The sequence below is a fragment of the Afipia sp. GW822-FHT04G07 genome (assembly GCF_058800765.1).
The window spans coordinates 122,984-142,743 of the sequence record NZ_JBXAMP010000002.1; the positions used below are offsets into that span (position 1 = coordinate 122,984).

A 19,760-nucleotide genomic window follows, 5' to 3' on the forward strand; every position below is an offset into this window, starting at 1 on the left:
GAAGGAAGAAAGCTATTGTTAGTTTGGTGTAGCTGCTCATGCTCTGCCTCCAACTGTTGCTATCGAAGGCTACCGTTTGTCCCAACCTATAGGAAGGTCGAGCTTCCTTTGCTCATTCTCGCGAATAGTATGAAAAAGATTGGAGAACGGCATGGTGTCGTGATGCGCCTGCCGGAGCGCGACAACTAAAAGCGAAGATGTCTGAGGCACTCGGCTAACCCTGCCAACGTCTGCAGAGCGACCTTCCACCGTGAATTCACCTCCGGTCATCGCATCGACAAAGTCAGACATTGCAGTATCTAACCTTGCTTGGGATGCAGTTCCCAAGCGGTGTCTAATAGCAGCATAAAGGCCGTCACAAAGTGCCTGAGATCCAAGTATCTTGGCTTCAGCAATGCGAGCCTTCGCTTTATCAGTGTATTCAGTCGCCCAATATTCAGATGCGACCGCGGCAGACTCTGAAATAACCTTGCACAACTCGTCACATCGAGCTGCCAGTTCGTCGCGTCGGAATTTCCAAATTTGGAAACCCCCTGTAACCCCGGAACCAATAAGCGCGCCTACAAGGCCGGAGAGAAGAACCAGCATCAGTGCCGCGCACGGTCAGAAGTGCGTGCAGCAGCTTCTTGGATATATATTTGAGCCCGCAAGCGATGGTGTTGAAAGCGCTGGGTCTTTGCTTCGATATTCAAGTACTTTGATAGCTGCTCTAGGGTCAGCCCTTCTCTCAACAATCCGCCAAAAGCTTCTTCGAGAAAAGAAGAGCCATATCCAGCGACATCATCCAGAATAACTACCAATCTATCATTCTTTTGTATCGCTTCCTGGATAGCTGGAATCAATTGCTCTTGCCGAAATTGCTCGCCGCTGAAAGGACCATCCTTTCTGTAACGAGGGCCCGGATATCGGCTGAATTTATCTGCAATGGAAAGCATCATCATGGCTGTTAAAGCTCAATTCGCCATTCGATAAGCGTACCACCGATCGAATTCGCATAGTTGCGGGATATGGGTTTTTTATTCTTCTCCCAAACGCAGTCACCGAAGCGACTTAGGATACGAAGTCGACCCGAACGGGCACGATCAACGACCTCACGCATCGTGTGCAGTCCTTTTCCGTGCTGCGGCAGTTTAGTGTTAGTTGAAGCTACAGTCATAGCTAGCCTAATAGCCTGTCCATCATAAGTAGGATCGCCCGCAGGGTCTGACAATCCCGATCTAGCTAGAAGACGTTGGACCATTCTATCAACTTTTCCCCAATGTTCCCAATGAGGAAGGCTTGCTGGAATGGACACACCTTGATCATAAACTGCAACGGTTACCGTTCGGTTCCGCGTATCGATTGCCCCGGTAATCCACCACCTGGGCAGAACAGGATAGTCCCATTTGTGGTTTGCCGGATATGCCCACGTGGCAGAATTCAAGGCAGCTTCCAGCATCCCACCATACGGTTCAGCGTAAAGAAGCCGCTCTTGCTCATCCCTTGGAAGCAGAGCCACAAGCTTTTCCTGAAGCTGACCTAGCCTTTCACCTTCTGCCTTCTCGCCGGAGACAAACTTGAGAATTCGAAGCGCTTCGTCGGCTTGTGGTCCAGCAATCTGGGGCTCCATTTCCAAAAGCTCATGAAACCCCAAAGAGCGAAGCACTGAAATAACCTCAGGCTTCCACAAATGCTCATCAATCGTGTGGGGTTTAGCTTTCGTAATGTACTTACGCCGATCAAATGTTGCCGCCAAAATCAGAGCGGCCGTGGGGCTAATGTGCGTCAAGGATTTGAAGTCAAAATAAGACGATATTCGTCGGCCACCTTTACGCCGAGACAGAGGTTTAGAGCGAATCGCCATTGCCTCGCGCAGAAGGCTGTTTTGCATATTCTCTAGAAAGGCGATTGTTTCTACAGGATTCTGATCCAAGCAAAATACCGCCGGAAGCGACGTCTTTCCATAAGCCCAAATTCGCTCATGACGCCCGCGATTAAAAATACTAACTCGCTCACGAAAGAGGCCGACACGCTTGTCACGACGCCAGCGCTTCCACGCGAGGCCTCTCTGCTGTTTGTAAACGGCGTGCAGCACAAAATGAATGCGCCGCGCTATCGCTAAATTCTTCAACGTAATCTCACAAAATATGAAGGCTTCATGCCTTCATATTTATACTCCTATGCTGGACTAGCTCGCAATAACTTCATGAGTTGATAGGAAACACCTCATATCCCACAGTACAATTCGGTAAAAAAGAATACGGCGTGCTGGCCTAGCACACCGCATCAGTAGTCTAGCGCCCGCTCAACTCGCCGCGAACTTCACCAGCTTGATGGCGTCGAAATCCTGGACGCCGCCGCCGACGCGCTTGGTGGTGTAGAACAGCACGTAAGGCTTGGCGCTGTACGGATCGCGCAACACGCGCACGCCGACCCGGTCCACGATCAGGTAGCCGCGCTTGAAGTCGCCGAACGCGATCGACAGCGAATTCGCGCCGATGTCAGGCATGTCCTCGGCTTCGATCAGCGGAAACGTCATCAGCGATGCGCGACCGCCCGCCTGCGCCGGCGGCTGCCAGAGATAACCGCCGCCGGTGTCCTTGAACTTGCGGATCGCGGCCTGCGTCTTGCGGTTCATCACGAACGTGCCGTTCTGCCGATAGCCCGCCTTCAGCGCGTAGATCGTATCGACCAGCACGTCGGACGGATTGGAGCCGGGGAACGCGCCTGCCGATCCGCTCGCGACATAGCCGAGATTGCCCCAGGTCCACGAGCCGTTGGCCACCGCCGTATAGTTGAGGAAACCCTTCGGCTTGTTGGAGCCGTCGCCGCTGACGAAGGCGGCGCCCTCCTGCACCGCGAAGGTCATCTCGACTTCGGAAGCGATCCACTCGTCGATATTCACCGCCGAGTCGTCGAGCAGCGTCGCGGTCGCCGCCGGCATGGCGTAAAGCTCCATCGCCGGGAAGCTCAACGCATCGAGCGTCGGCGATGTGGTCTGCGAACGTGTGTCGGTCTCGCCCACCCAGCCGGTGGCGGGGCCTGCGGTCATGAACGGCTTCTTGTAGACGTTGCCGGAAATCTCGCGCACCGAGGAAATGGCACGGATCGGCGAGATGGCGGCGAGCCGCGATCCGATCTCGTGTTCGAGTTCGGCCGGCACGAGGTAGCCGCCGTCCGCGTTGGAGCCGACCGACAGCGCCTTGGTTTCCATCGCGCGCAGTCCGCCGCTTTCGCCCTGGCGCACATAGGCGTCGAACGCGCTCTTGTGCTCGCGCGCTTGCGCATCGGTGGCGCGGGCACGCCAACCGTCCAGCCGGCCGCCTTCAAGCAAAGGCCGCGCGCCCTTCAGCGCGAGATCATCGATCCGCTTCATCTGCGCGTCGAGCGCGCCATTGATGCGGTCGACTTTCTCATCGAGCAGCACGTCGGCACGGCGGCCGAGCGAGGCCAGACGTTCGTCGTTCGAGGCCTTGAACTCCTCGAACATCTGCATGATGGCGTCGTGCTCGCCGCGCGCGGCGGACGAGATGCCGGATTTATGCTCCGGCGCGGCGTCGTTGATGTCGTAGTCCATTTTCATTGCTCTCCTGATGTTGGTTCGTGTTGAACTTGAAATGCACAAACAAAAACGCCGCCCGAAGGGGCGGCTGGTCGGTGATAGCTCAGGGATAGTCGTTAACAGAACAGAACGTCGGCTTTCACTGAGCCTCTGCGATCTAATCGAAAATAAGGTTGCGAAGGTTTTCGGAGAGATACTCGCGCTTCAGTTGATCTTTAAAACGGTCCGCGAATACATAGACACCCATACCAGGCTGTTTGTCCGTAAATTCTCTCATCACCTCCATGGTGATCGACCAGTCCGGGAAATCTGCGAGAATGGATCGTCATCACTCGCACCGCTCGCGACAAAATTGATGCAGCCGGCCAACTCAGAACGTTATGTCGCGCAGCTCAGCAGGAAGATACTCGCGTTTGAGTTCATCTTGAACTTCATCGACTGCGACAATGATTCCCATGCCGGGCCATCCATCCGCTTCGTTTCGCATCACCTGCATCGTGATCCACCAATCCGGAAAATCGACGAGGATAAGCTGAAACCTCCGCACGAATTCGGGCCAAAGCGGCGAAAGTACGAGCTCGGTCTGGAGACGGCTCCAACCCCAATCGTCCGGGACAACAAAATACTCTTCCTCGCCGATCAACCCCTGCCGTGAAAACTCGCTGAATATGGCGCCAACTTCATCATACAGCTTCTGCCAGACCAACTCGTGAGCTCGCTCTCCTTCATTAAGGCCATTATCCTCACCCATCGTCGTCATTCCCTGCCGCCGCGGAATATTCGGCGCAACATTCGCAGCGTCCGATTGTAGTCTCGAATGGTGGGATTCTCCGACTCTCTGACCTCCTTTAGAAGATCGCGAGCCTGCTCTGGTGTCATTTGACTAGGGATGATGTTGCGCTCCTTCATAAAGCGCTCGCTCAGCTCGCGTGTCGCTTCGTTGTAATTTCGGTGCGCTTCGTCCCACTGGTGACCTCTTAACACACCGTCCACCTCGTATCTCCCTGTCGGCAACTTACCGGTAGTCGCTTGATTGAAAACACGGCGAGTTTCTTCGGGTAAATCCCATTTCTTGAATATATTCTGCGGCAGGTCGTGGTGACCGCCCGGAGCATAATACGGCTCGCCGAAACTATCGAGAAGAGGCTTCCCGTCACTAGCAAGCTGAATACCTCCGAACGCGCCATCGCCGGGTGTGATCTGAAACAGCCCGAACAGGTCACTAAAACTCGGCAAGTCGCCGAAATTGATCCGCCCCGTCTGCGAGGCTGAATCGCCACCGGCACCGCCTCCGCCGTCCGTCCATCTGCCGCGCCAGTCACGCGGCTGACTCGGACTATATTTCCGCTCGTCGGGATGCGGTGGCGCCAGCCATCTGTCCACATCCGGCCGAATATACCGCGCCGCATCCGGCCGCATGAATCGCGCACGTTGCCGCGCGTGAAAAATTTCGACGTGCCGCAACATCAGCGCCCCGTCTTCGACAGCGAGCGCCACTCATGTTCAGCGCGCGTCCGCGGCAGTGACAGCTTTGGCCTGGGGAATGCCTGCTTCACCGCGCGAACACGCGCCCCCGCCAGCAGCGGGAACGTGACGATCGAAATCTCCCAGAGATCGACCTGATACAGTTTACGGATGCGCGTCTTCGGATCGATCTGGCCGCGCACGGTGCGGTAGCCGATCGAGAGCCCGTCGATCGCGCCCTCGCTCACCAGCGCCAGCAGTTCGCGGCCGCGCGCAACATCGGGGATCAGACGCCCCCTCGCCCACAGCCCGCGAAAATCCTCATGCAGGTCGAGCCAGATGCCGACCGGCTCGGCGGGATCGTGCTGGAACAGCATCGGGATCTTGCGCAAGCCCCGCTGCGCCAGCGTCTTGGTAAACGCGCCGGGCATCACCATGTCGCGCGCCTGGTCCACTTCGCCGAACAGGCTGGCGTAACCTTCCACCGTGCCGTCGCTTGCGAGCGACATGCGTGATGGCGATGACATCGGCGCGTGCATGGGCATCCTCGCGAACTGCGCGTGGTGGGGTTGGCTTGGTGATCGAAAATGTGCCGGAGGTGTTACGTCGCCTTGCGCTTCGCCTTGCGCCGCGCGGATTTGCTGCGCGCGGGTTTCGGCGATGCGGGCCGCGCCGGCGCCTTGTGCTGAATCCTGCCGAGATGCGCGAGAAATTCGCGGAACACCGTCAGATGGTCCGGCGTGGATTTCTGCTCGGGCTGTATCGCGCGCAAGACCGTGTGCAACGTATCCATGAATTAATCCTCGTTGATGAAATGAGTGAGATCGCGATGGCTCTTTGCCTTGCGATTGAAACGCGACAACTGACGAACGAATTCATCGAACCGGCGCGACGCGGCGGCCAGCTCGCGCAGCGTGAACAGAAACGCGGCGCTCGCCGCCAGCGCCCACAGCAGCAGCGCCAGATGCGCGAGATCGCCGCGCTCGGTGAAAATGCGGATCAGGTCGGACATGGAAAGTCATCCCAAACGGTCGCCATCGGCAACCGGCGCATAGCCCGTCGCCTCGCGCTTCTCGTTCAGCGTGAGGAACGGCGCGCTCGCCACGCGGTCCCACAGTGCAGCGCGATCCGCCGCCAGCGCATCGATCCGGTCGGTGTCGACGACGATGCGCAAGTCACCGCCGAATTGCGGACTGAGCCATTGCGCCAGCGATGCACCGACGCGCGAGGCCAGCGGCAAAATCGTTTGCCGCCAGAACACGCGGTTGGCTTCCTGGAAATTCGCGTAGGTGTTATCGCCGGGAATGCCGAGCAGCATCGGAGGAACGCCGAACGCCAGCGCGATCTCGCGCGCGGCGGAATTCTTCGCCTCGAGAAAATCCATGTCCTTCGGCGTCAGCGACATCGCCTTCCAGTCGAGCCCGCCTTCCAGCAGCAGCGGCCGTCCGGCGTTCACCGCGCCCTGATAGGTCTCGGTCAGTTCGCGCTTGAGCCGGTCGAATTGTGAATCCGACAGCACCGCGCCTTCCGGCCCGGAGTACACCAGCGCACCGGAGGGCCGCGCCGCGTTGTCGAGCAGCGCCTTGTTCCAGGCTGACGAGGCATTATGGGTGTCCACTGCAACAGCCGCCGCTTCGATGGGCGCTAACCCGTAGTGATCGTCGAGCGGATGGAAGAATGTCAGATGCAGGATCGGCGGCACCTGTGACGCGAGCTGATCGAACCGCACGCTGCGGCCCGCCACGCTGTACTCATAGGCCTCCGGCCAGCCGTCGGCGCCGGGCACCACCTTCATGCGGTCCGGCCGCAGCGCGTGCAGCTCGCGCACCTGGTCGCCGAGCGCGACGGCTTCGACATAGGCGTTGCCGGCCAGCAGCATGTGCGCGTAGAGCGCCTCGAAAAAACTCGCGCCGTCCTGCCGCGCGTTGGGCCGCGTCAAAAGCAGCGACAGCGGATGCGCCTCGCGCTCGACAGCGCCTTCATAAAGCAGAAATCCACATGACGCGGCATTCTCCGCGATCAGCCGCACCGCGCGATGCACGATGGCGTTGGCGAGATAACCTTCGCGCGCCAGCGCCGCGTAATCGCGCGGCGTCCACCGCGCCCGCCCGCCGGATTCGAACGCGAGCACTTTCGCCGTGCGGCTGGCTTTTGCTTCAGGGGACCGGAACAGGTTTTTGAAGTTAAGCATTTGAAATGTCCAGTTCTCGTGTCCCGGACGCGGCACGGCATGAAATGCCGCTCCGCAGAGCCGGGACCGTTACAGACTCATAACTCTTGACGATCCCGGTTCCGCGAAGCCACGCTGCGGATAACTTCACGCTCGGGACATGGATTGATGAGCAATCAGTTCTTCGTCTACATTCTCGCCAATACACCGCGCGGCGTGCTCTATGTCGGTGTGACAAACGATATGGCGCGTAGACTCACCGAGCATCGTGCGAAGCTCGCTCCCGGATTTACTGCTGCATATGGCGTGACAAGATTGGTACATCTCGAGGCATACACATCGGTGATCGAAGCCAGATCACGCGAACATTCGCTCAAGCGTTGGCGAAGATCATGGAAATTTGACATGATCGAGAAACACAATCCGGACTGGTGCGATCTAAGCGACCAAATTTCAAACTGACCCTCTTGCGGTCCCGGTTCTGCGAGGCAGCGTTGCACGCTGCGTCGCGCCCGGGACACAAACTCCTCACAACCCCCGCACCCTCGGCGCGGCGCGCGCGGTGAATGTCAGTGACGCGATCGCCCACACCAGCGCGTCGAGCCGGTCCGGCGAGCGGCCCGACGTCAGGCCGGTCGGCCCGAAGTCGCACATCTCGTCTTCCAGCCCCGGAAAATTCCCGGCGTGCTTGACGCGGCCCTGCTCATACAAGGTCGCGACCGGCTCCGCGCGCAGCCACTTGCCCCGCGAGGCGCGCACCGAAACGACGGGCACACTCGCATCGACCTCGTTGATGACCGCGCGGACCATCTCGCCGCCCTGGTTGACCTCGGCCACCAGTGAATCCGCCTCCACGCGCCGCCACAGCGCAATGGCTTTCGCCGCCCACACCGCGGGTGTCGCGCCCGACACCGTGTCGTCGGCGATGACGTAAATGCCGCCCTCGCCCGTGATGCCCGCAGCGACAATGCCGCAGGCGTCGGCGCGCTTGCCGGACGACGCCGGCGGATCGACCGCGACCACGATGCGCGACAACGCCGGTGCCTCGTTCACGCGGCAACTCTCCAGCAGCGTGCGCGACCACAGCGCGTCGGGCCGGTCCTCGATGATCTCGCCGTCGAGTTCCTGCCGTCCGAGCCGCGTGTCCTTGTAGCGCGCCAGCACGCCCTTCAGAAACGTCGGCGCGAGATGGTACGCATTGGCCTGCGTCGCCGCGCGCGTGACGACGCTGGTCGGCTCGAGCATCAGCCGCTTGATCAGCGCGGTCGGACGCGGCGTTGTGGTAATGAGCTGGCGCGGCTGGCTGCCGAGCCGCAGCCCGAACTGCAGCATGTCGAACGTCGCCTGCGCATAACGCCACTTCGCCATCTCGTCGGACCAGGCGCAGCCGAATTGCGGGCCGCGCAGGCTTTCCGGATCTTCGGCGGAAAATGCATAGGCCACAGCGCCGTTGCTCCATTCCAGCCGCCGCCGCGACGATGTCCACACCGGACGCTCATCACGGCGATGCACCGCGAGCAGCCCCGACACGCCCTCGATCATCACCTCGCGCACGTCGTGTTCTGTTTCGCCGACCAGGGCGATATTTGTGACCGGCGCCTCGGCCAGCGGCGCGATGCCGAGCGCCTGCGCCCTCACCCATTCCGCGCCCGCGCGCGTCTTGCCGGCGCCGCGTCCGCCGATCAGAAGCCATGTCAGCCACGGCTGACCGTTCGGCGCGAGGACCGGCGGCACCTGATGATCGTGCGCGAACACATCCCAGCGCGACAAAATTAGTTCGAACTCAGCCCGGCTCATTCCCTCCAGCAGGAAGCGGCGCTCCATTGGCGACCAGCCCTTCCAGGCGTCGCGAAAGTTCGCGGCGGAATTCGTCGAGGTCTCGGGGAACGGCGTCGTCATCGGCGGCTTTCGCTTTGTCGTCTCCGCTCGCCTCGCTGCGCAGCCGCATCACTTCCTTCAGCGTGCGTGCAAGCGACGCCAGCACGCGTGCGCGGCTCTCGGTCTCGATGCGTTGCGCAGGCGCGATGCGCATGGGATTGCCGATGATGCGCTCGATCTTCGACAGTTCGCGCTCGATGGCGTCGCTCACGCGCTCGACCATCGATGCGGACGGCGTTTCCCCCGGAGGCGGATCGTTGGCGTTGTCCACCGCCGTGCGTTTGCGGGGCCCGCGTACCGGGCGCGCCGCCCTCGCCCGATCGAGCGCGTCCCGCGCCTCATGATCGTGCGCATCCACGGCGATATTGTCGGGATGCTCGTTCAGCACTTTCGTCCGCGGACGCCGTTGCTTTTCAGGTTTGATTTCGGCGGGCTTGATAGCCTTCGGCTTTTTGGCCGTGGTCTTCCGAGGCGCCGCTTTCTTGCCGGTCGCGACCTTCCTGACGACAACCTTTGCTCTCTTCTTGGCGGCTGTCTTGCGCGCAGCTTTCTTCGCCACCGGCTTTTTCACCGGCGTGGAGGAAGGCTTTCTGGGCATCATGAGAAACTCGCGTGCTGATACAACAACGCCGCGCTGAGGCGCGGCGTTTAAGGAATCCGGAATTCCGCAACGAGGGCGATGCGCTCCCTCCGCGCGTGCTAGGTCCGGAAGAACACGAACCAGATGATCGCGAGCACGAAACCCGCTGCGATGGTGCTGATGGTCAGGAGCGCCAGGATCGACGGCCCCGGCTCTGCGCCCCGCGCTTCGGTGGGTGTTTCGACGATCCGGCGTTCGCCTTCGATATGCTCGACTTTTGCCATGACGTCCTCATTCATTCGAATGCGCGGAGATGCGCGGTCATATGAAGGAAACGCCTGATGCCAAGGGTGGTTCCGGTGTGGTGCGGCAGCTTGCCCCGAAGCACAATTCTGGAGCATGACGCAACACTACTGCGGCAGCGTTACGCTGTCAAGGATTATTTTCCTATCAATCTCATCGCGCGCAAAGTCAGAGAGATCAACTTTCTGTCAAAGAACCTACGACGGGGGTTTCCGCTTCGCGCGACTCAAAAATCGTGATCTAATTTTTCCCAAGAACAATCAAAGTTAGATTTTTATTTCACGAAAGAAAATTTGAAATGCGCACCAATTTCAATTCCCGCAGCCAGCATCCGGAAAGCCGGGAAAGGTGCAACGAGGTGACTCCTTGAAACATTGATGCCTGATCCTTTGACAATTCAACCGTCAATTGGTGGCAAATGAAAAAGAAACCTTCTGGGGCAACACAATCAAGTCGAACCGTGCCGATTACTTTGGCATCCCGATCTCGAAAAAATCGATCTGAAGTACATCGATCGGAAACACATCGGCTGGAAATCATAAAGCGCAAATCTGTCGGCGATCTCTGTCTGGAGATTGCGGAATTTGCGAAGAACCGCGATTTCAGAACTCTCTACTTTCTTCTGAGAATGGCCGCTGCGGAGGCCTACGAACAGACCTCGGAGATGCTGCCCGTCGATCCGCCCGGCAAAACGAGTTGATCGGTTTTTGAGATTGGGACGTCAGTCACAACCTAGCTTATGTCAATACACTTGCCGCGAAGCTGTTCGATGTCCCTTCAACGGCTACCACAAAGGGACTTCCCCTCGAATGCTATGTCAGGGCGATCCATCCCGACGATGCAAAGCAATTCACACAGGCAGTGCATCGTATCGCGGCTGAGGGGGGACAACTCGATACAACTTATCGCGTCGTCAGTAACGACAAAATCGTCTGGATTCGCGCCAAGGGCACTTGCTTTATCGATCCGGGCAAAGTCCCTGTGAGATTTCCGGGAGTCCTGTTCAATGTGACGGCAGCAATGGCGGGTTGACCCCGCTCAATGCACTGCATGACGCCGGCAGGACTGCTCCGCCTCGCGGAGCAGTTCCAGCGGCAGCCACGGCTTCGGCATGAACATGACGTTGTCGGGAATGTCTTCGACATCTTCACTTGAGGTGACGATGACGTCGATATGCGGATAGCGCCGCGTGGCGATCTTCGCCAGTTCGATTCCCGACATGTCGGCGAGATCCGCGGTGAACATCAGCGTCAGGTCGCTTCCGGATTTTTCCAGCACGACAGCCGCCGCCTCCGCGCTTCCGCACTGAATGACATGCATGTCGCTTTCCTCGAGAATCAGGCTGACGAGTTCTCGCTGCAACTGGTCGTCTTCAACCACCAGCACGATGTGTTTCCAGGCGCGTCCCATCGTTGCCTCCCGTTCCATGAGTAAAGGCAATGCGTCGGCGTCCCATAAGTTCGATTATTGCATAAGGAACGAAATCCTCGGAACCACGTTTGACTGGAAAGAGGTGCGTCATGAAAGAAGTGGTCGAGCGGGTGATGAAGGCGTTCGCGCAAAAGCACACGGAGATGACACCGGAGCAGGAGCGCAAGGTGCGCGCCGAAGTTTCTGATTTCGTGGCGGAACTTCTCTCGAAGCGGGCGGCGCAATTGACAAGGTTCAGCGGCGTCGAACCTCGAACCTGATTTAATTTGTAACGAAAAATTCCAGCACCCCGCCCTCATTGCGAGAGGCGGGTTTTCGTTTGACCTTCGATCCCAGGGAACGACCAGGAACAACGAGGAACGGAACCCGCGCGAGGCCGTTGCCACCTGACAGTGTGGAGGTTCCCGTCATGACACATCAGGAGCGTGTTCTCGACGCCGTGCTGCGGGCGCAGGGCCTTCTGGCGCAGTATATCGAGCCGGGCCCGCATGATTGCGCCCAGACCCTGAGCAGGCTTTTTCTGATCTTCGACGACCAGGAACTGACCACCGCCGTCAACCTGTTGAATCTGGAGACGGCCGGCGCTGCCATGGCGGCGGACGCAGTTAGGCAGCCACCCACCTCTCCTCTTTATAATCGAACCACCGGCTGAAGCCTTTGCCGTCCCATTCGTATTGCAGATGCCGTTCCTGCACCGGCACACCGATCACATCCGGCCAGAACGCCGCAACGCATGAGCCGCCTTCGTCGCGCACGCTCGGATAAACGATGCCGTCGCTGTCGGCTTCGCGCAGCCCCGCGGCAAACGGCCGGCTGTGGGCATAGGACTTCGGATCCAGGATTCGCCGCTTCAATTTGTCATCGAGCCGCGACACGTCATGCAGCCGCGCGTCGATGCCTCCCAGCAGCACGCGCATGTCCTCGCGGCGCGGTGGATCGTTCGAATCCGAAGCGAAGCGCGCGAAGTGATAGCCAGTCTCTTTAATTGCGGTCTGCAACGTGCGCGCGGCGTAATAGACGCCGTAGCTGCCGTCCGAAAACCGCGAGCCGTGCCTGTTGATGTGCGTGAACGGCGCCATCACCCAGGATGCGTTCGGCCCGGTCACGCGCCGCTCCGGCGGCACCAGCGCGATCTCGCCGGCCTCGTCGCGCACGCGCGGATTGGTCGCCTGCTCGAGTTCGATCAGCACATCCCACACCGCGGGATTGTCCGAGACGCGCTCGAACAGCGCGATCGGCGGATAGCGCGAGGCGATGATCCGCCACGCCTCCCGCCAGCGCACGCGCGTTAAGGCCGGTTCATCCGCCACGCGTTAAGACCAGCACTTCAGGACCACGGCGCGCGCGCGGCATCGACATAAGCGCGCACCGCCGCGAGATCGGTGACGTCGCCCGCGGTCATCCGCGCCAGCGGCGTCTGCCCGGCGAAAAACTTGTTCGGCCGCATGATCCAGCCGTCGGCCAGCGCGGCGTCGGAATAGACGATCTGCAACGCCTTCCAGATGCCGGCGACATAGCCGATCCGGCGCAGCGTATCCTCCGGCACCCGCGCCGCCTTGCCGCTCTTCCATTGAAAGAACGTGCGCTCGGCCGGGTTGCCGAGGATGCGGCGGGCTTCGGTGTTACCCACACCCCACCGCGCCATGATCTGGAAGAATCCTTCCAGCGCGAGGCCGTGGCGGGCGGCGGGAATGATATCCGAGACTTTCTGCGGATTTGCAGTCATTGGCCTACCTTATGCGATATTGCATAAGATAGGGATTTGGCCTGCGGGCGTCAACGGGCGGCCCGACGTATGCCGGGAGCCGTGAAACGCAATTCTGGAGCATTCCTGAACCCTACAGCGGCAGCGTCACGCTGTCAAGGATTAATTTCCTATACCCGAAGCCGCCAGATTGACACCCGACGGGGGAGTGTTCCCGGCAACAAAGGGAGCTGACTGTAAATCAGCCGCCGCCGATATCCTGCGCGGTGCAAATGCCTCTGGCGACACGCTGCCGGACCTTGGCCTCGCAATAACTGTTGCAGATCTGGCCGTTCAGCTTGCTGCATTTCGTCATGCAGGCCTGATAGGTGCAACTTGCGCCGCCCGCGGATCCGGCAGTCGCGGCCTGCGGCGCGGACATCGCGCTCGCGAACAGATGCACGATCAGCAACCCGCCCTTCAACATGCCCTGCTCCGTCTCATGCGGCTCGGTTTGGCAGAATGCAGCACCGCGCGGCATCCGGCGCAACCCGGACGCGCGCCGTCGCCATTTTGCCTTATGCGCCGGAGTTCGTCACCGTTTCGCCTTTTGGTGTCAGCGGGGCGTTTTGCTACTCCGCCATCTCGGCGGCGGGCTGCGGCGGACCGGCGAGCGGACGCTCTTCCATCAACGCGATGAGCGTCGCGGCGGTCGCAAGCAACACGGCGGCGGCGGCGAATACATAACGGAACGCCGCGATCATGTCGGCGCTCGCGATGGCATGTTTCGCGCCGATCTGATGCTCCGCGCCGATGGTGAGATTTCCGCCGAGCACCATCAGCAGGATCGCGGTGAAAATCGCCACCGTGAATGAGGCCATCAGCGAACGGAAGAAATTCATCGCGCCGGTCGCGGTGCCGACCTGCATCCGCGGCACCGCATTTTGAATCGAGACGACACTCACAGGAAACACCGTGCCGAGACCCACCGCCATGAGCGACAGCGCCGCAAGCAATTGCCACAGCGGCAGCGGTGTCGCTACCGCCAGCGCGAACGCAGCACTGGTCGCAAGACTCACGCCGGCAATCGCCGCGCGCTTGTAGTGCTTGGTGAACATCATCGCACGGCCCGCGATCCACGCGCCAAGCACCGACACCGCAACCAGCGGAATCAGAGCAAGCCCGGCTTCGCTCGCGGTGAGGCCATAGACGACTTCGTAGTACAGCGGCATATGCACCGTGAGACCGATCATGGTGCCGATGGCGCAGCCGCCCGCCGCCATCGCGTACGGCACCACCGTTCCCGACAGCAATGGAATCGGCAGGAACGGTTCGTCGGTGCGGCGCGCATGCCAGACGAAGGCAGCACCGAGAAAAATTGCCGAGCCAACCATCGCAATGATCGCGGGCGACGCCCAGGCGAAACGATTGCCGCCCCATGTCAGCACCAGCATCACGATCACTGCGGACGCCATCAGCAGCACGCCGCCGAGCCAGTCGACCTTGCGCTTGCGATGAAAGACCGGAATCTTTTTCATCTTCGGCAGCAGCAGCGCGAGCGACAGCGCGCCGAGCGGAAGATTGATCCAGAAGATCACCGACCAGTGCAGATGTTCGGCGAACAATCCGCCGAGCACCGGACCGCCGATGCCGGCCGCGACCCACACCGATGAGAAATAAGCCTGGTACTGGCCGCGTTCGCGCGGCGTTACCACGTCGGAGATCACGGTTTGCACCAGCGGAAGAATGCCGCCGCCGCCGATGCCTTGCAGCGCGCGCGCAAGAATCAGCGTCAGGATATTCGGCGCGACTGCGCACAGCACGGAACCGAGCAGGAACAGCGCCAGCGCAATGACGATCATGTTGCGGCGGCCGTAGATGTCGCTCAGCGTGCCGTAGACCGGCGCAACCGCGGTTGATGACAGGAGATACGCCGTGATCACCCAGGACAGATTGCTGACGTCCTGAAACTGGCGTCCGATGGTTGGCAGCGCAGTGGCCACGATGGTCTGGTCGAGCGCGGTGAGAAACATCGTGAGCATCAGGCTCAGCAGGATGGTCCGCACTTCGCTTTTCGAAAGCGGCGGCGCCGGGACGATGGGCGGCGCGTCGGTCAGATCGATCACTTCAGTCGCGATGTTGGAAATTTCGTCCGTTGCGTCCAGCGCCTCGTCGGTTGCGTCGCCGCGCTGTCGATGTGTCTCGGTCATGAATCGTCGGACGTTTTTCTGAGACGGTTTCCTGAAAGGAAGAATATTCCGGAGAATGGCCCGAGGGCAAAAGGCCTGCACTCAAAATCTCTCGGACGACGGCAAACATAGCCTGTTTCGCGCGGCCCCATAAGGAGTACAGGCGCATGGGTGCATCGCGCGGACGGTGCATCACGTGGCCGTTATCGCACGCGCGTGCAATCGCCGGATGCTTATCGGGCGGGCCGCTTCTTCAGCCGCGCGCGCTTCGGCAGCACGCCGGGCCACTGCACGATGTGGTCCTCGAGATCGGCTTCCGCCACCTCGTCTTCACTGCCCCACACCCTGCCCCGCACCGACACGCCGGCTTCATGGACGGTGTTGGGATCGCCCGAAATCAGCGGGTGCCACCAGTACAGGTCGCGGCCTTCCGCCACGAGTTTGTAGCCGCAGCTCGGCGGCAGCCATGTCAGCGTCCGGACATTCTCGGGCGTCAGCCGCACACAGTCGGGGACTTTGGCCGACCGGTTGGGATAGTCCTTGCAGGCGCACAGGCCCGCATCGAGCAGCGTGCAGGACACGTGGGTAAAGTAGATCTTGCCCGTATCCTCGTCTTCGAGCTTTTCCAGGCAGCAGCGTGCGCAGCCGTCGCACAGGCTTTCCCATTCGCTGTCGGACATCTCCTCCAACGTCTTGGTTTTCCAGAAAAATTCGCTTTGGGTCGAGGGCCGCCGAGGCGGGGCTGTCATGGTTTTGAACCTGTCGGGATCGCGAGGCGCCGTTACATTACCGGGAAGCTTTATGGGCCTTGGAGGCGCTGGCGCAAGCGCGAAGGTGAAGGGCGGCTTTTCCGGGACTGAAAAGCGTGGGCAGCGTCCACCCTCGCCATCAAAAAACCAGCGCGGCCATTGGTTTATGGTGCATGGTCAGCTAGAAGGTTCCGGATTCCCGATGTCGAAATCGCCTTCCCGGCCGCCTTGGGGATGCCGCAAATTATCGAGCATCGTCTAACCAGCGCTTTTTATCGGCGACTCGTGATCCGTCGCCGCGTCATTTGGATTAAGGGTTCCGGTGCGCCAGATCGTACCCAACGAGTGGAAAAAGCGGTTCCGGCATTTCCTGCTGGACCTCGACGCGCGCATCGATTCGACGCTGTTCTCGTCCGCTGTCGGACTGCGCGAACTCTGGGAACGCTACTCCACCTTCATGGACCGTTTCTATGTGGGCCGCTGGAAGCGCTGGGTCTTCATCGAACCGCTGTCGGAAGGCGCAACCATTGGTCTCGCCGGCCTTGTGCTGATGCTGGCGCTGGCCATCCCCGCCTTCCGCGAAACGTCCGACGACGACTGGCTGAAGAAATCCGATCTCGCGGTGTCGTTTCTCGATCGTTACGGCAACCCGATCGGCAACCGCGGCATCAAGCACAACGACTCAATTCCGCTTGAGGATTTCCCCGATCATCTGATCAAGGCGACGCTGGCCACCGAGGACCGCCGCTTCTACGATCACTTCGGCATCGACGTCGCGGGCACCGCGCGCGCGCTGATGACCAACGCGCAGGCTGGCGGCGTGCGGCAAGGCGGATCGTCGATCACGCAGCAGCTTGCGAAGAACCTGTTTCTCAACAACGAGCGCACCATCGAGCGCAAGGTGAAGGAAGCGTTCCTCGCCGTCTGGCTGGAAACGCGGCTGACCAAGAACGAAATCCTGAAGCTCTATCTCGACCGCGCCTACATGGGCGGCGGCACTTTCGGCGTCGACGGTGCGGCGCATTTCTATTTCAACAAGTCCGCGCGCGACGTGAACCTCGCCGAATCGGCGATGCTTGCCGGCCTGTTCAAGGCCCCGACCAAATACGCGCCGCACATCAACCTGCCCGCCGCGCGCGCCCGCGCCAACGTCGTACTCGACAATCTGGTCGATGCTGGATTCATGACCGAAGGTCAGGTGTTCGGTGCTCGCCGCAACCCGGCCAACGCCATCGACCGACGCGACGAGAACTCCCCGAACTATTATCTCGACTGGGCCTTCGACGAGATGCGCAAGCTCGTCCTGACCTTCCCGAAATCCTATACCGAGCGCGTGTTCGTCGTTCGCACCGCGATCGATATGAACGTGCAGCGCGCGGCGGAAGCCACCGTCGAAAACCAGCTCCGCCAGTTCGGCCGCGATTACCACGCCACGCAGGCCGCGGTGGTTCTCGCCGACCTTGATGGTGGCGTGCGCGCAATGGTCGGCGGCCGCGACTATGGCGCCAGCCAGTTCAATCGCGCCGTCGATGCGATGCGCCAGCCCGGCTCCTCGTTCAAGCCTTACGTCTATGCCACGGCGCTGATGAACGGCTTCACGCCGAAGTCGATCGTGGTCGACGGCCCGGTCTGCCTCGGCAACTGGTGCCCGCAGAATTACGGACGCTCCTATTCCGGTTCGATGACGCTGACGACAGCGATCACCCGCTCGGTCAACGTCATTCCCGTGAAGCTTTCGATCGCGATCGGCAACAATCCGCGCAACCAGTGGGAAGCCGCAAAGAAGGGCCGCGCCAAGATCGTCGAAACCGCGCGCAAGTTCGGGATCACGGCCCCCTTGATCGATACGCCGTCGCTGCCGATCGGCTCCACGGAAGTCAGCGTCGTGGAACACGCCGTTGCTTACGCGACTTTCCCCAACAAGGGGCGCTCCGTGAAGCCGCATTCCGTGCTGGAAGTCCGCACCGGCGCCGGCGATCTGGTCTGGCGCTGGGACCGCGACGGCAAGAAGCCGACACAGGCAATCCCCGCATCGGTCGCTGCCGACATGGCGGAGATGATGAGCCACGTCGTCGATGAAGGCACTGCCCGCCGCGCACGGCTCGACGGCATTCCGGCGGCAGGCAAAACCGGCACCACGAACGCGTTCAGGGACGCCTGGTTCGTCGGCTATACCGGCAACTTCACCATGGCGGTCTGGTACGGCAACGACGACTATTCGTCGACCAACCGCATGACGGGCGGCTCGCTTCCCGCACAGACATGGCATGACATCATGGTCGCAGCGCATCAGGGCGTCGAGATCAAGGACCTGCCCGGCGTCGGCGTGGGCAAGAAATTGCCTGACTCTGTCGCCTCGAACGCCAACGCGAAGGCTGCCGAAATCAATCCTGGTCCCCCGCCGATCCTGACCCGGCGCGGCGCAAATATTCTGGTGCGGGTGGAAAAACTGTTCGACGATGCGGCGAAGACCGCCATCGTGCCGGGCAAAACCTCCTCGAACGATGGCGGCAAGCCGGCGTCGCCCTCCACCGTCGCCTTTCCGGACAGTTTTGCATCGGCGACATCCGATCCGGCGGCACCCGCGCCTCCGCGCAAAAACTGACCGCTTCATGATGGCGCTTCGATCGTGCGGTTGATCTTCATCACTCTCGTGACACTGGCGATTGCAACCATCGTCGGCCTCGGCGCGACATGGACGACGGCGACGCGCGGCGTCAACGTCGGCACCATCACGATTGGCGCGTGGACCGCGCGGCCGAAGACCGGAACCAGCGACATCGACCCCTACTCGCGCGCATCGGTTGCGCGCAGCGGCGAACTTCCGGTCGGAACCGGCGATGGCGTAATGTTCACCGCAACCGCTGACGATTCAGGCCGCCCGCTCGACGGGCGGTGCGACGTCGTGGTGAAGGGTGTCACGCCCGCCGCGCGATTCTGGACCATGACGATCTACGACACCAAGGGTCAGCTCGTCGCCAATTCACTGCAACGTTACGGCTTCACCAGCCAGGAAATCGTGCGCGGATCGGACGGCGGATTCGAACTCCGGGTCACGTCACGTTCGCGCGCCGGAAACTGGCTTCCGACCGGCGGACTTGACCGGTACATGCTGGCGCTGCGGCTTTACGATACGCCGGTCGGCGTCGGAACACGCACTCAGAAAGATGCGCCGATGCCCTCGATCAAGACGGTGGGGTGCCCATGATCCGCTGGCTGTTCGCGATCCTCGGCGGCGCGTTGCTTGGCGGCGTCGTCCATCTCGTGAGCGTGCTGGTGCTTCCGCGCGTCGCGTCACTCGACGCCTATTCGCGCCTCGCGCCGATCACCAGTCTGAATGCCGTCACGGCGCTGCCGCCCGCAGCGCCCGGCACCGCGCCGATGCCGCTCATGGATCCCGCCTTCGCGAACGCCGCGTGCCGCTACGATCTCTCCAAAGGCCCGCTCAAACTCACCGTGCCGGTGAGCCAGTCGTACACATCGGTGTCGTTCTACACCCGCAACGATATCGCCTATTACGCGATCAATGACCGTTCCGCAGGACGGCGCGTGATCGAACTCGACCTGATGACGGAAGCACAACACGCCCAACTTCCGGAAGAGGAAGATGTCACCGCCGCCGACCGGCTGATCATCGATTCGCCGACGACGACGGGCCTCATCGTTCTCAAGGCGCTCGCTGCGGAGCCCGGCCTGATGCCGCAGGCGCAGGCCTCGCTCGCGGCTGCGAGTTGCGAAATTCAGACCGAAACACCGCAGGCAAAGCGTTAG

At 60.8% G+C, this 19,760-nt stretch carries 27 protein-coding genes; 8 read left to right on the top strand and 19 right to left on the bottom strand.

Translation table 11 applies throughout. The features are described 5' to 3' along the window. Window positions 1–69 precede the first annotated feature (69 nt). The 10 genes from AC1RKJ_RS20315 to AC1RKJ_RS20360 all read right to left on the bottom strand — a co-directional run bounded on the left by AC1RKJ_RS20315 (window position 70) and on the right by AC1RKJ_RS20360 (window position 7,196). Entirely contained in the window at window positions 70–588 is a 519-nt protein-coding gene (locus tag AC1RKJ_RS20315; protein WP_492792924.1) for a hypothetical protein, read from the bottom strand. Next, window positions 588–941 carry an STAS-like domain-containing protein gene (locus AC1RKJ_RS20320; RefSeq protein ID WP_492792925.1) on the bottom strand — a complete coding sequence of 118 codons (354 nt, stop codon included), beginning with the start codon at window positions 939–941 and terminating at the stop codon, window positions 588–590. The genes AC1RKJ_RS20315 and AC1RKJ_RS20320 overlap by 1 nt, the downstream gene beginning before the upstream one ends. 5 nt (window positions 942–946) lie before the next feature. Then, complete coding sequence (locus tag AC1RKJ_RS20325) at window positions 947–2,110, bottom strand: hypothetical protein (RefSeq protein WP_492792926.1); 1,164 nt, start codon at window positions 2,108–2,110, stop codon at window positions 947–949. Window positions 2,111–2,284: 174 nt separating this feature from the next. After that, a complete protein-coding gene (locus AC1RKJ_RS20330; protein ID WP_492792927.1) occupies window positions 2,285–3,556 on the bottom strand; it encodes a phage major capsid protein in 1,272 nt (423 codons plus the stop codon). A gap of 355 nt (window positions 3,557–3,911) precedes the next feature. Next, window positions 3,912–4,301, bottom strand: a complete 390-nt coding sequence (locus AC1RKJ_RS20335) for a hypothetical protein (RefSeq protein WP_492792928.1) — start codon at window positions 4,299–4,301, stop codon at window positions 3,912–3,914. Next, window positions 4,298–5,038 (bottom strand): hypothetical protein, encoded by a 741-nt coding sequence (locus tag AC1RKJ_RS20340; RefSeq protein ID WP_492792929.1) that lies wholly within the window; start codon window positions 5,036–5,038, stop codon window positions 4,298–4,300. The genes AC1RKJ_RS20335 and AC1RKJ_RS20340 overlap by 4 nt, the downstream gene beginning before the upstream one ends. Then, the gene (locus AC1RKJ_RS20345) at window positions 5,008–5,544 is read right to left on the bottom strand and encodes an HK97 family phage prohead protease (RefSeq protein WP_492792930.1); all 537 of its coding nucleotides are present in this window, start codon (window positions 5,542–5,544) and stop codon (window positions 5,008–5,010) included. Before AC1RKJ_RS20345 ends, AC1RKJ_RS20340 begins: the two co-directional genes overlap by 31 nt. Before the next feature lie 62 nt (window positions 5,545–5,606). Continuing rightward, window positions 5,607–5,798, bottom strand: coding sequence for a hypothetical protein (locus AC1RKJ_RS20350; RefSeq protein ID WP_492792931.1), 192 nt, complete (start codon window positions 5,796–5,798; stop codon window positions 5,607–5,609). A 3-nt stretch (window positions 5,799–5,801) separates the two neighbouring features. After that, window positions 5,802–6,017: a hypothetical protein gene (locus AC1RKJ_RS20355; RefSeq protein ID WP_492792932.1), complete on the bottom strand. Its 216-nt coding sequence runs from the start codon at window positions 6,015–6,017 to the stop codon at window positions 5,802–5,804. A gap of 6 nt (window positions 6,018–6,023) precedes the next feature. Then, window positions 6,024–7,196: a phage portal protein gene (locus AC1RKJ_RS20360; protein ID WP_492792933.1), complete on the bottom strand. Its 1,173-nt coding sequence runs from the start codon at window positions 7,194–7,196 to the stop codon at window positions 6,024–6,026. A gap of 147 nt (window positions 7,197–7,343) precedes the next feature. On the opposite strand from AC1RKJ_RS20360, the gene AC1RKJ_RS20365 reads away from it, so the two are divergent. Continuing rightward, entirely contained in the window at window positions 7,344–7,637 is a 294-nt protein-coding gene (locus tag AC1RKJ_RS20365; protein ID WP_492792934.1) for a GIY-YIG nuclease family protein, read from the top strand. A 66-nt stretch (window positions 7,638–7,703) separates the two neighbouring features. On the opposite strand, the gene AC1RKJ_RS20370 is transcribed toward AC1RKJ_RS20365, so the two are convergent. The 3 genes from AC1RKJ_RS20370 to AC1RKJ_RS20380 form a co-directional block, all read right to left on the bottom strand. Next, window positions 7,704–8,972, bottom strand: a complete 1,269-nt coding sequence (locus AC1RKJ_RS20370; protein WP_492793243.1) for a DNA-packaging protein — start codon at window positions 8,970–8,972, stop codon at window positions 7,704–7,706. Continuing rightward, window positions 8,959–9,654 (bottom strand): hypothetical protein, encoded by a 696-nt coding sequence (locus tag AC1RKJ_RS20375; RefSeq protein ID WP_492792935.1) that lies wholly within the window; start codon window positions 9,652–9,654, stop codon window positions 8,959–8,961. Before AC1RKJ_RS20375 ends, AC1RKJ_RS20370 begins: the two co-directional genes overlap by 14 nt. A gap of 98 nt (window positions 9,655–9,752) precedes the next feature. Further along, complete coding sequence (locus AC1RKJ_RS20380) at window positions 9,753–9,917, bottom strand: hypothetical protein (RefSeq protein WP_492792936.1); 165 nt, start codon at window positions 9,915–9,917, stop codon at window positions 9,753–9,755. A gap of 437 nt (window positions 9,918–10,354) precedes the next feature. On the opposite strand from AC1RKJ_RS20380, the gene AC1RKJ_RS20385 reads away from it, so the two are divergent. Next, the gene (locus AC1RKJ_RS20385) at window positions 10,355–10,636 is read left to right on the top strand and encodes a hypothetical protein (protein WP_492792937.1); all 282 of its coding nucleotides are present in this window, start codon (window positions 10,355–10,357) and stop codon (window positions 10,634–10,636) included. Between the two features lie 161 nt (window positions 10,637–10,797). Beyond that, window positions 10,798–10,968, top strand: coding sequence for a PAS domain-containing protein (locus AC1RKJ_RS20390; RefSeq protein ID WP_492792938.1), 171 nt, complete (start codon window positions 10,798–10,800; stop codon window positions 10,966–10,968). Window positions 10,969–10,974: 6 nt separating this feature from the next. On the opposite strand, the gene AC1RKJ_RS20395 is transcribed toward AC1RKJ_RS20390, so the two are convergent. Further along, window positions 10,975–11,346 (bottom strand): response regulator, encoded by a 372-nt coding sequence (locus AC1RKJ_RS20395; RefSeq protein ID WP_492792939.1) that lies wholly within the window; start codon window positions 11,344–11,346, stop codon window positions 10,975–10,977. 110 nt (window positions 11,347–11,456) lie between these two features. Here AC1RKJ_RS20395 and AC1RKJ_RS20400 point away from each other — a divergent pair, with 110 nt between their 5' ends. Together AC1RKJ_RS20400 and AC1RKJ_RS20405 are read left to right on the top strand one after the other, a co-directional pair. Further along, window positions 11,457–11,627: a hypothetical protein gene (locus AC1RKJ_RS20400; RefSeq protein ID WP_492792940.1), complete on the top strand. Its 171-nt coding sequence runs from the start codon at window positions 11,457–11,459 to the stop codon at window positions 11,625–11,627. Between the two features lie 149 nt (window positions 11,628–11,776). Then, the gene (locus AC1RKJ_RS20405; protein WP_492792941.1) at window positions 11,777–12,019 is read left to right on the top strand and encodes a hypothetical protein; all 243 of its coding nucleotides are present in this window, start codon (window positions 11,777–11,779) and stop codon (window positions 12,017–12,019) included. Here the strand turns inward: AC1RKJ_RS20405 and AC1RKJ_RS20410 are convergent. The 5 genes from AC1RKJ_RS20410 to AC1RKJ_RS20430 all read right to left on the bottom strand — a co-directional run bounded on the left by AC1RKJ_RS20410 (window position 11,973) and on the right by AC1RKJ_RS20430 (window position 15,989). Further along, complete coding sequence (locus AC1RKJ_RS20410; RefSeq protein WP_492792942.1) at window positions 11,973–12,677, bottom strand: RES family NAD+ phosphorylase; 705 nt, start codon at window positions 12,675–12,677, stop codon at window positions 11,973–11,975. The two genes, AC1RKJ_RS20405 and AC1RKJ_RS20410, sit on opposite strands and share 47 nt — an antisense overlap. A 17-nt stretch (window positions 12,678–12,694) precedes the next feature. Further along, window positions 12,695–13,093 (bottom strand): antitoxin Xre/MbcA/ParS toxin-binding domain-containing protein, encoded by a 399-nt coding sequence (locus AC1RKJ_RS20415; protein WP_492792943.1) that lies wholly within the window; start codon window positions 13,091–13,093, stop codon window positions 12,695–12,697. A 220-nt stretch (window positions 13,094–13,313) separates the two neighbouring features. Next, window positions 13,314–13,592, bottom strand: coding sequence for a hypothetical protein (locus tag AC1RKJ_RS20420; protein WP_492792944.1), 279 nt, complete (start codon window positions 13,590–13,592; stop codon window positions 13,314–13,316). 91 nt (window positions 13,593–13,683) lie between these two features. Then, window positions 13,684–15,261 (bottom strand): MDR family MFS transporter, encoded by a 1,578-nt coding sequence (locus AC1RKJ_RS20425; RefSeq protein ID WP_492792945.1) that lies wholly within the window; start codon window positions 15,259–15,261, stop codon window positions 13,684–13,686. A 212-nt stretch (window positions 15,262–15,473) separates the two neighbouring features. Next, the gene (locus AC1RKJ_RS20430) at window positions 15,474–15,989 is read right to left on the bottom strand and encodes a YcgN family cysteine cluster protein (protein WP_492792946.1); all 516 of its coding nucleotides are present in this window, start codon (window positions 15,987–15,989) and stop codon (window positions 15,474–15,476) included. Between the two features lie 322 nt (window positions 15,990–16,311). On the opposite strand from AC1RKJ_RS20430, the gene AC1RKJ_RS20435 reads away from it, so the two are divergent. Genes AC1RKJ_RS20435 through AC1RKJ_RS20445 form a run of 3 tightly spaced genes read left to right on the top strand, consistent with a single transcriptional unit; the run spans window position 16,312 to window position 19,760 of the window. Next, on the top strand, window positions 16,312–18,594 hold the full coding sequence (locus AC1RKJ_RS20435; protein WP_492792947.1) for a transglycosylase domain-containing protein: 2,283 nt from the start codon (window positions 16,312–16,314) through the stop codon (window positions 18,592–18,594). A gap of 24 nt (window positions 18,595–18,618) precedes the next feature. Continuing rightward, window positions 18,619–19,197, top strand: a complete 579-nt coding sequence (locus AC1RKJ_RS20440; RefSeq protein WP_492792948.1) for a DUF1214 domain-containing protein — start codon at window positions 18,619–18,621, stop codon at window positions 19,195–19,197. Continuing rightward, on the top strand, window positions 19,194–19,760 hold the full coding sequence (locus AC1RKJ_RS20445) for a DUF1254 domain-containing protein (RefSeq protein WP_492792949.1): 567 nt from the start codon (window positions 19,194–19,196) through the stop codon (window positions 19,758–19,760). Before AC1RKJ_RS20440 ends, AC1RKJ_RS20445 begins: the two co-directional genes overlap by 4 nt.

Excerpts from the sequence above, each read along its gene's own strand:
- AC1RKJ_RS20320 (WP_492792925.1), bottom strand. The coding sequence starts at position 941 with ATGATGATGCTTTCCATTGCAGATAAATTCAGCCGATATCCGGGCCCT.
- AC1RKJ_RS20355 (WP_492792932.1), bottom strand. The coding sequence starts at position 6,017 with ATGTCCGACCTGATCCGCATTTTCACCGAGCGCGGCGATCTCGCGCAT.
- AC1RKJ_RS20400 (WP_492792940.1), top strand. The coding sequence starts at position 11,457 with ATGAAAGAAGTGGTCGAGCGGGTGATGAAGGCGTTCGCGCAAAAGCAC.
- AC1RKJ_RS20385 (WP_492792937.1), top strand. The coding sequence starts at position 10,355 with ATGAAAAAGAAACCTTCTGGGGCAACACAATCAAGTCGAACCGTGCCG.
- AC1RKJ_RS20375 (WP_492792935.1), bottom strand. The coding sequence starts at position 9,654 with ATGATGCCCAGAAAGCCTTCCTCCACGCCGGTGAAAAAGCCGGTGGCG.
- AC1RKJ_RS20395 (WP_492792939.1), bottom strand. The coding sequence starts at position 11,346 with ATGGGACGCGCCTGGAAACACATCGTGCTGGTGGTTGAAGACGACCAG.
- AC1RKJ_RS20330 (WP_492792927.1), bottom strand. The coding sequence starts at position 3,556 with ATGGACTACGACATCAACGACGCCGCGCCGGAGCATAAATCCGGCATC.
- AC1RKJ_RS20365 (WP_492792934.1), top strand. The coding sequence starts at position 7,344 with ATGAGCAATCAGTTCTTCGTCTACATTCTCGCCAATACACCGCGCGGC.
- AC1RKJ_RS20350 (WP_492792931.1), bottom strand. The coding sequence starts at position 5,798 with ATGGATACGTTGCACACGGTCTTGCGCGCGATACAGCCCGAGCAGAAA.
- AC1RKJ_RS20335 (WP_492792928.1), bottom strand. The coding sequence starts at position 4,301 with ATGACGACGATGGGTGAGGATAATGGCCTTAATGAAGGAGAGCGAGCT.
- AC1RKJ_RS20415 (WP_492792943.1), bottom strand. The coding sequence starts at position 13,093 with ATGACTGCAAATCCGCAGAAAGTCTCGGATATCATTCCCGCCGCCCGC.
- AC1RKJ_RS20420 (WP_492792944.1), bottom strand. The coding sequence starts at position 13,592 with ATGCCGCGCGGTGCTGCATTCTGCCAAACCGAGCCGCATGAGACGGAG.
- AC1RKJ_RS20315 (WP_492792924.1), bottom strand. The coding sequence starts at position 588 with ATGCTGGTTCTTCTCTCCGGCCTTGTAGGCGCGCTTATTGGTTCCGGG.
- AC1RKJ_RS20380 (WP_492792936.1), bottom strand. The coding sequence starts at position 9,917 with ATGGCAAAAGTCGAGCATATCGAAGGCGAACGCCGGATCGTCGAAACA.
- AC1RKJ_RS20430 (WP_492792946.1), bottom strand. The coding sequence starts at position 15,989 with ATGACAGCCCCGCCTCGGCGGCCCTCGACCCAAAGCGAATTTTTCTGG.
- AC1RKJ_RS20405 (WP_492792941.1), top strand. The coding sequence starts at position 11,777 with ATGACACATCAGGAGCGTGTTCTCGACGCCGTGCTGCGGGCGCAGGGC.
- AC1RKJ_RS20360 (WP_492792933.1), bottom strand. The coding sequence starts at position 7,196 with ATGCTTAACTTCAAAAACCTGTTCCGGTCCCCTGAAGCAAAAGCCAGC.
- AC1RKJ_RS20425 (WP_492792945.1), bottom strand. The coding sequence starts at position 15,261 with ATGACCGAGACACATCGACAGCGCGGCGACGCAACCGACGAGGCGCTG.
- AC1RKJ_RS20370 (WP_492793243.1), bottom strand. The coding sequence starts at position 8,972 with ATGAGCCGGGCTGAGTTCGAACTAATTTTGTCGCGCTGGGATGTGTTC.
- AC1RKJ_RS20445 (WP_492792949.1), top strand. The coding sequence starts at position 19,194 with ATGATCCGCTGGCTGTTCGCGATCCTCGGCGGCGCGTTGCTTGGCGGC.
- AC1RKJ_RS20345 (WP_492792930.1), bottom strand. The coding sequence starts at position 5,544 with ATGCACGCGCCGATGTCATCGCCATCACGCATGTCGCTCGCAAGCGAC.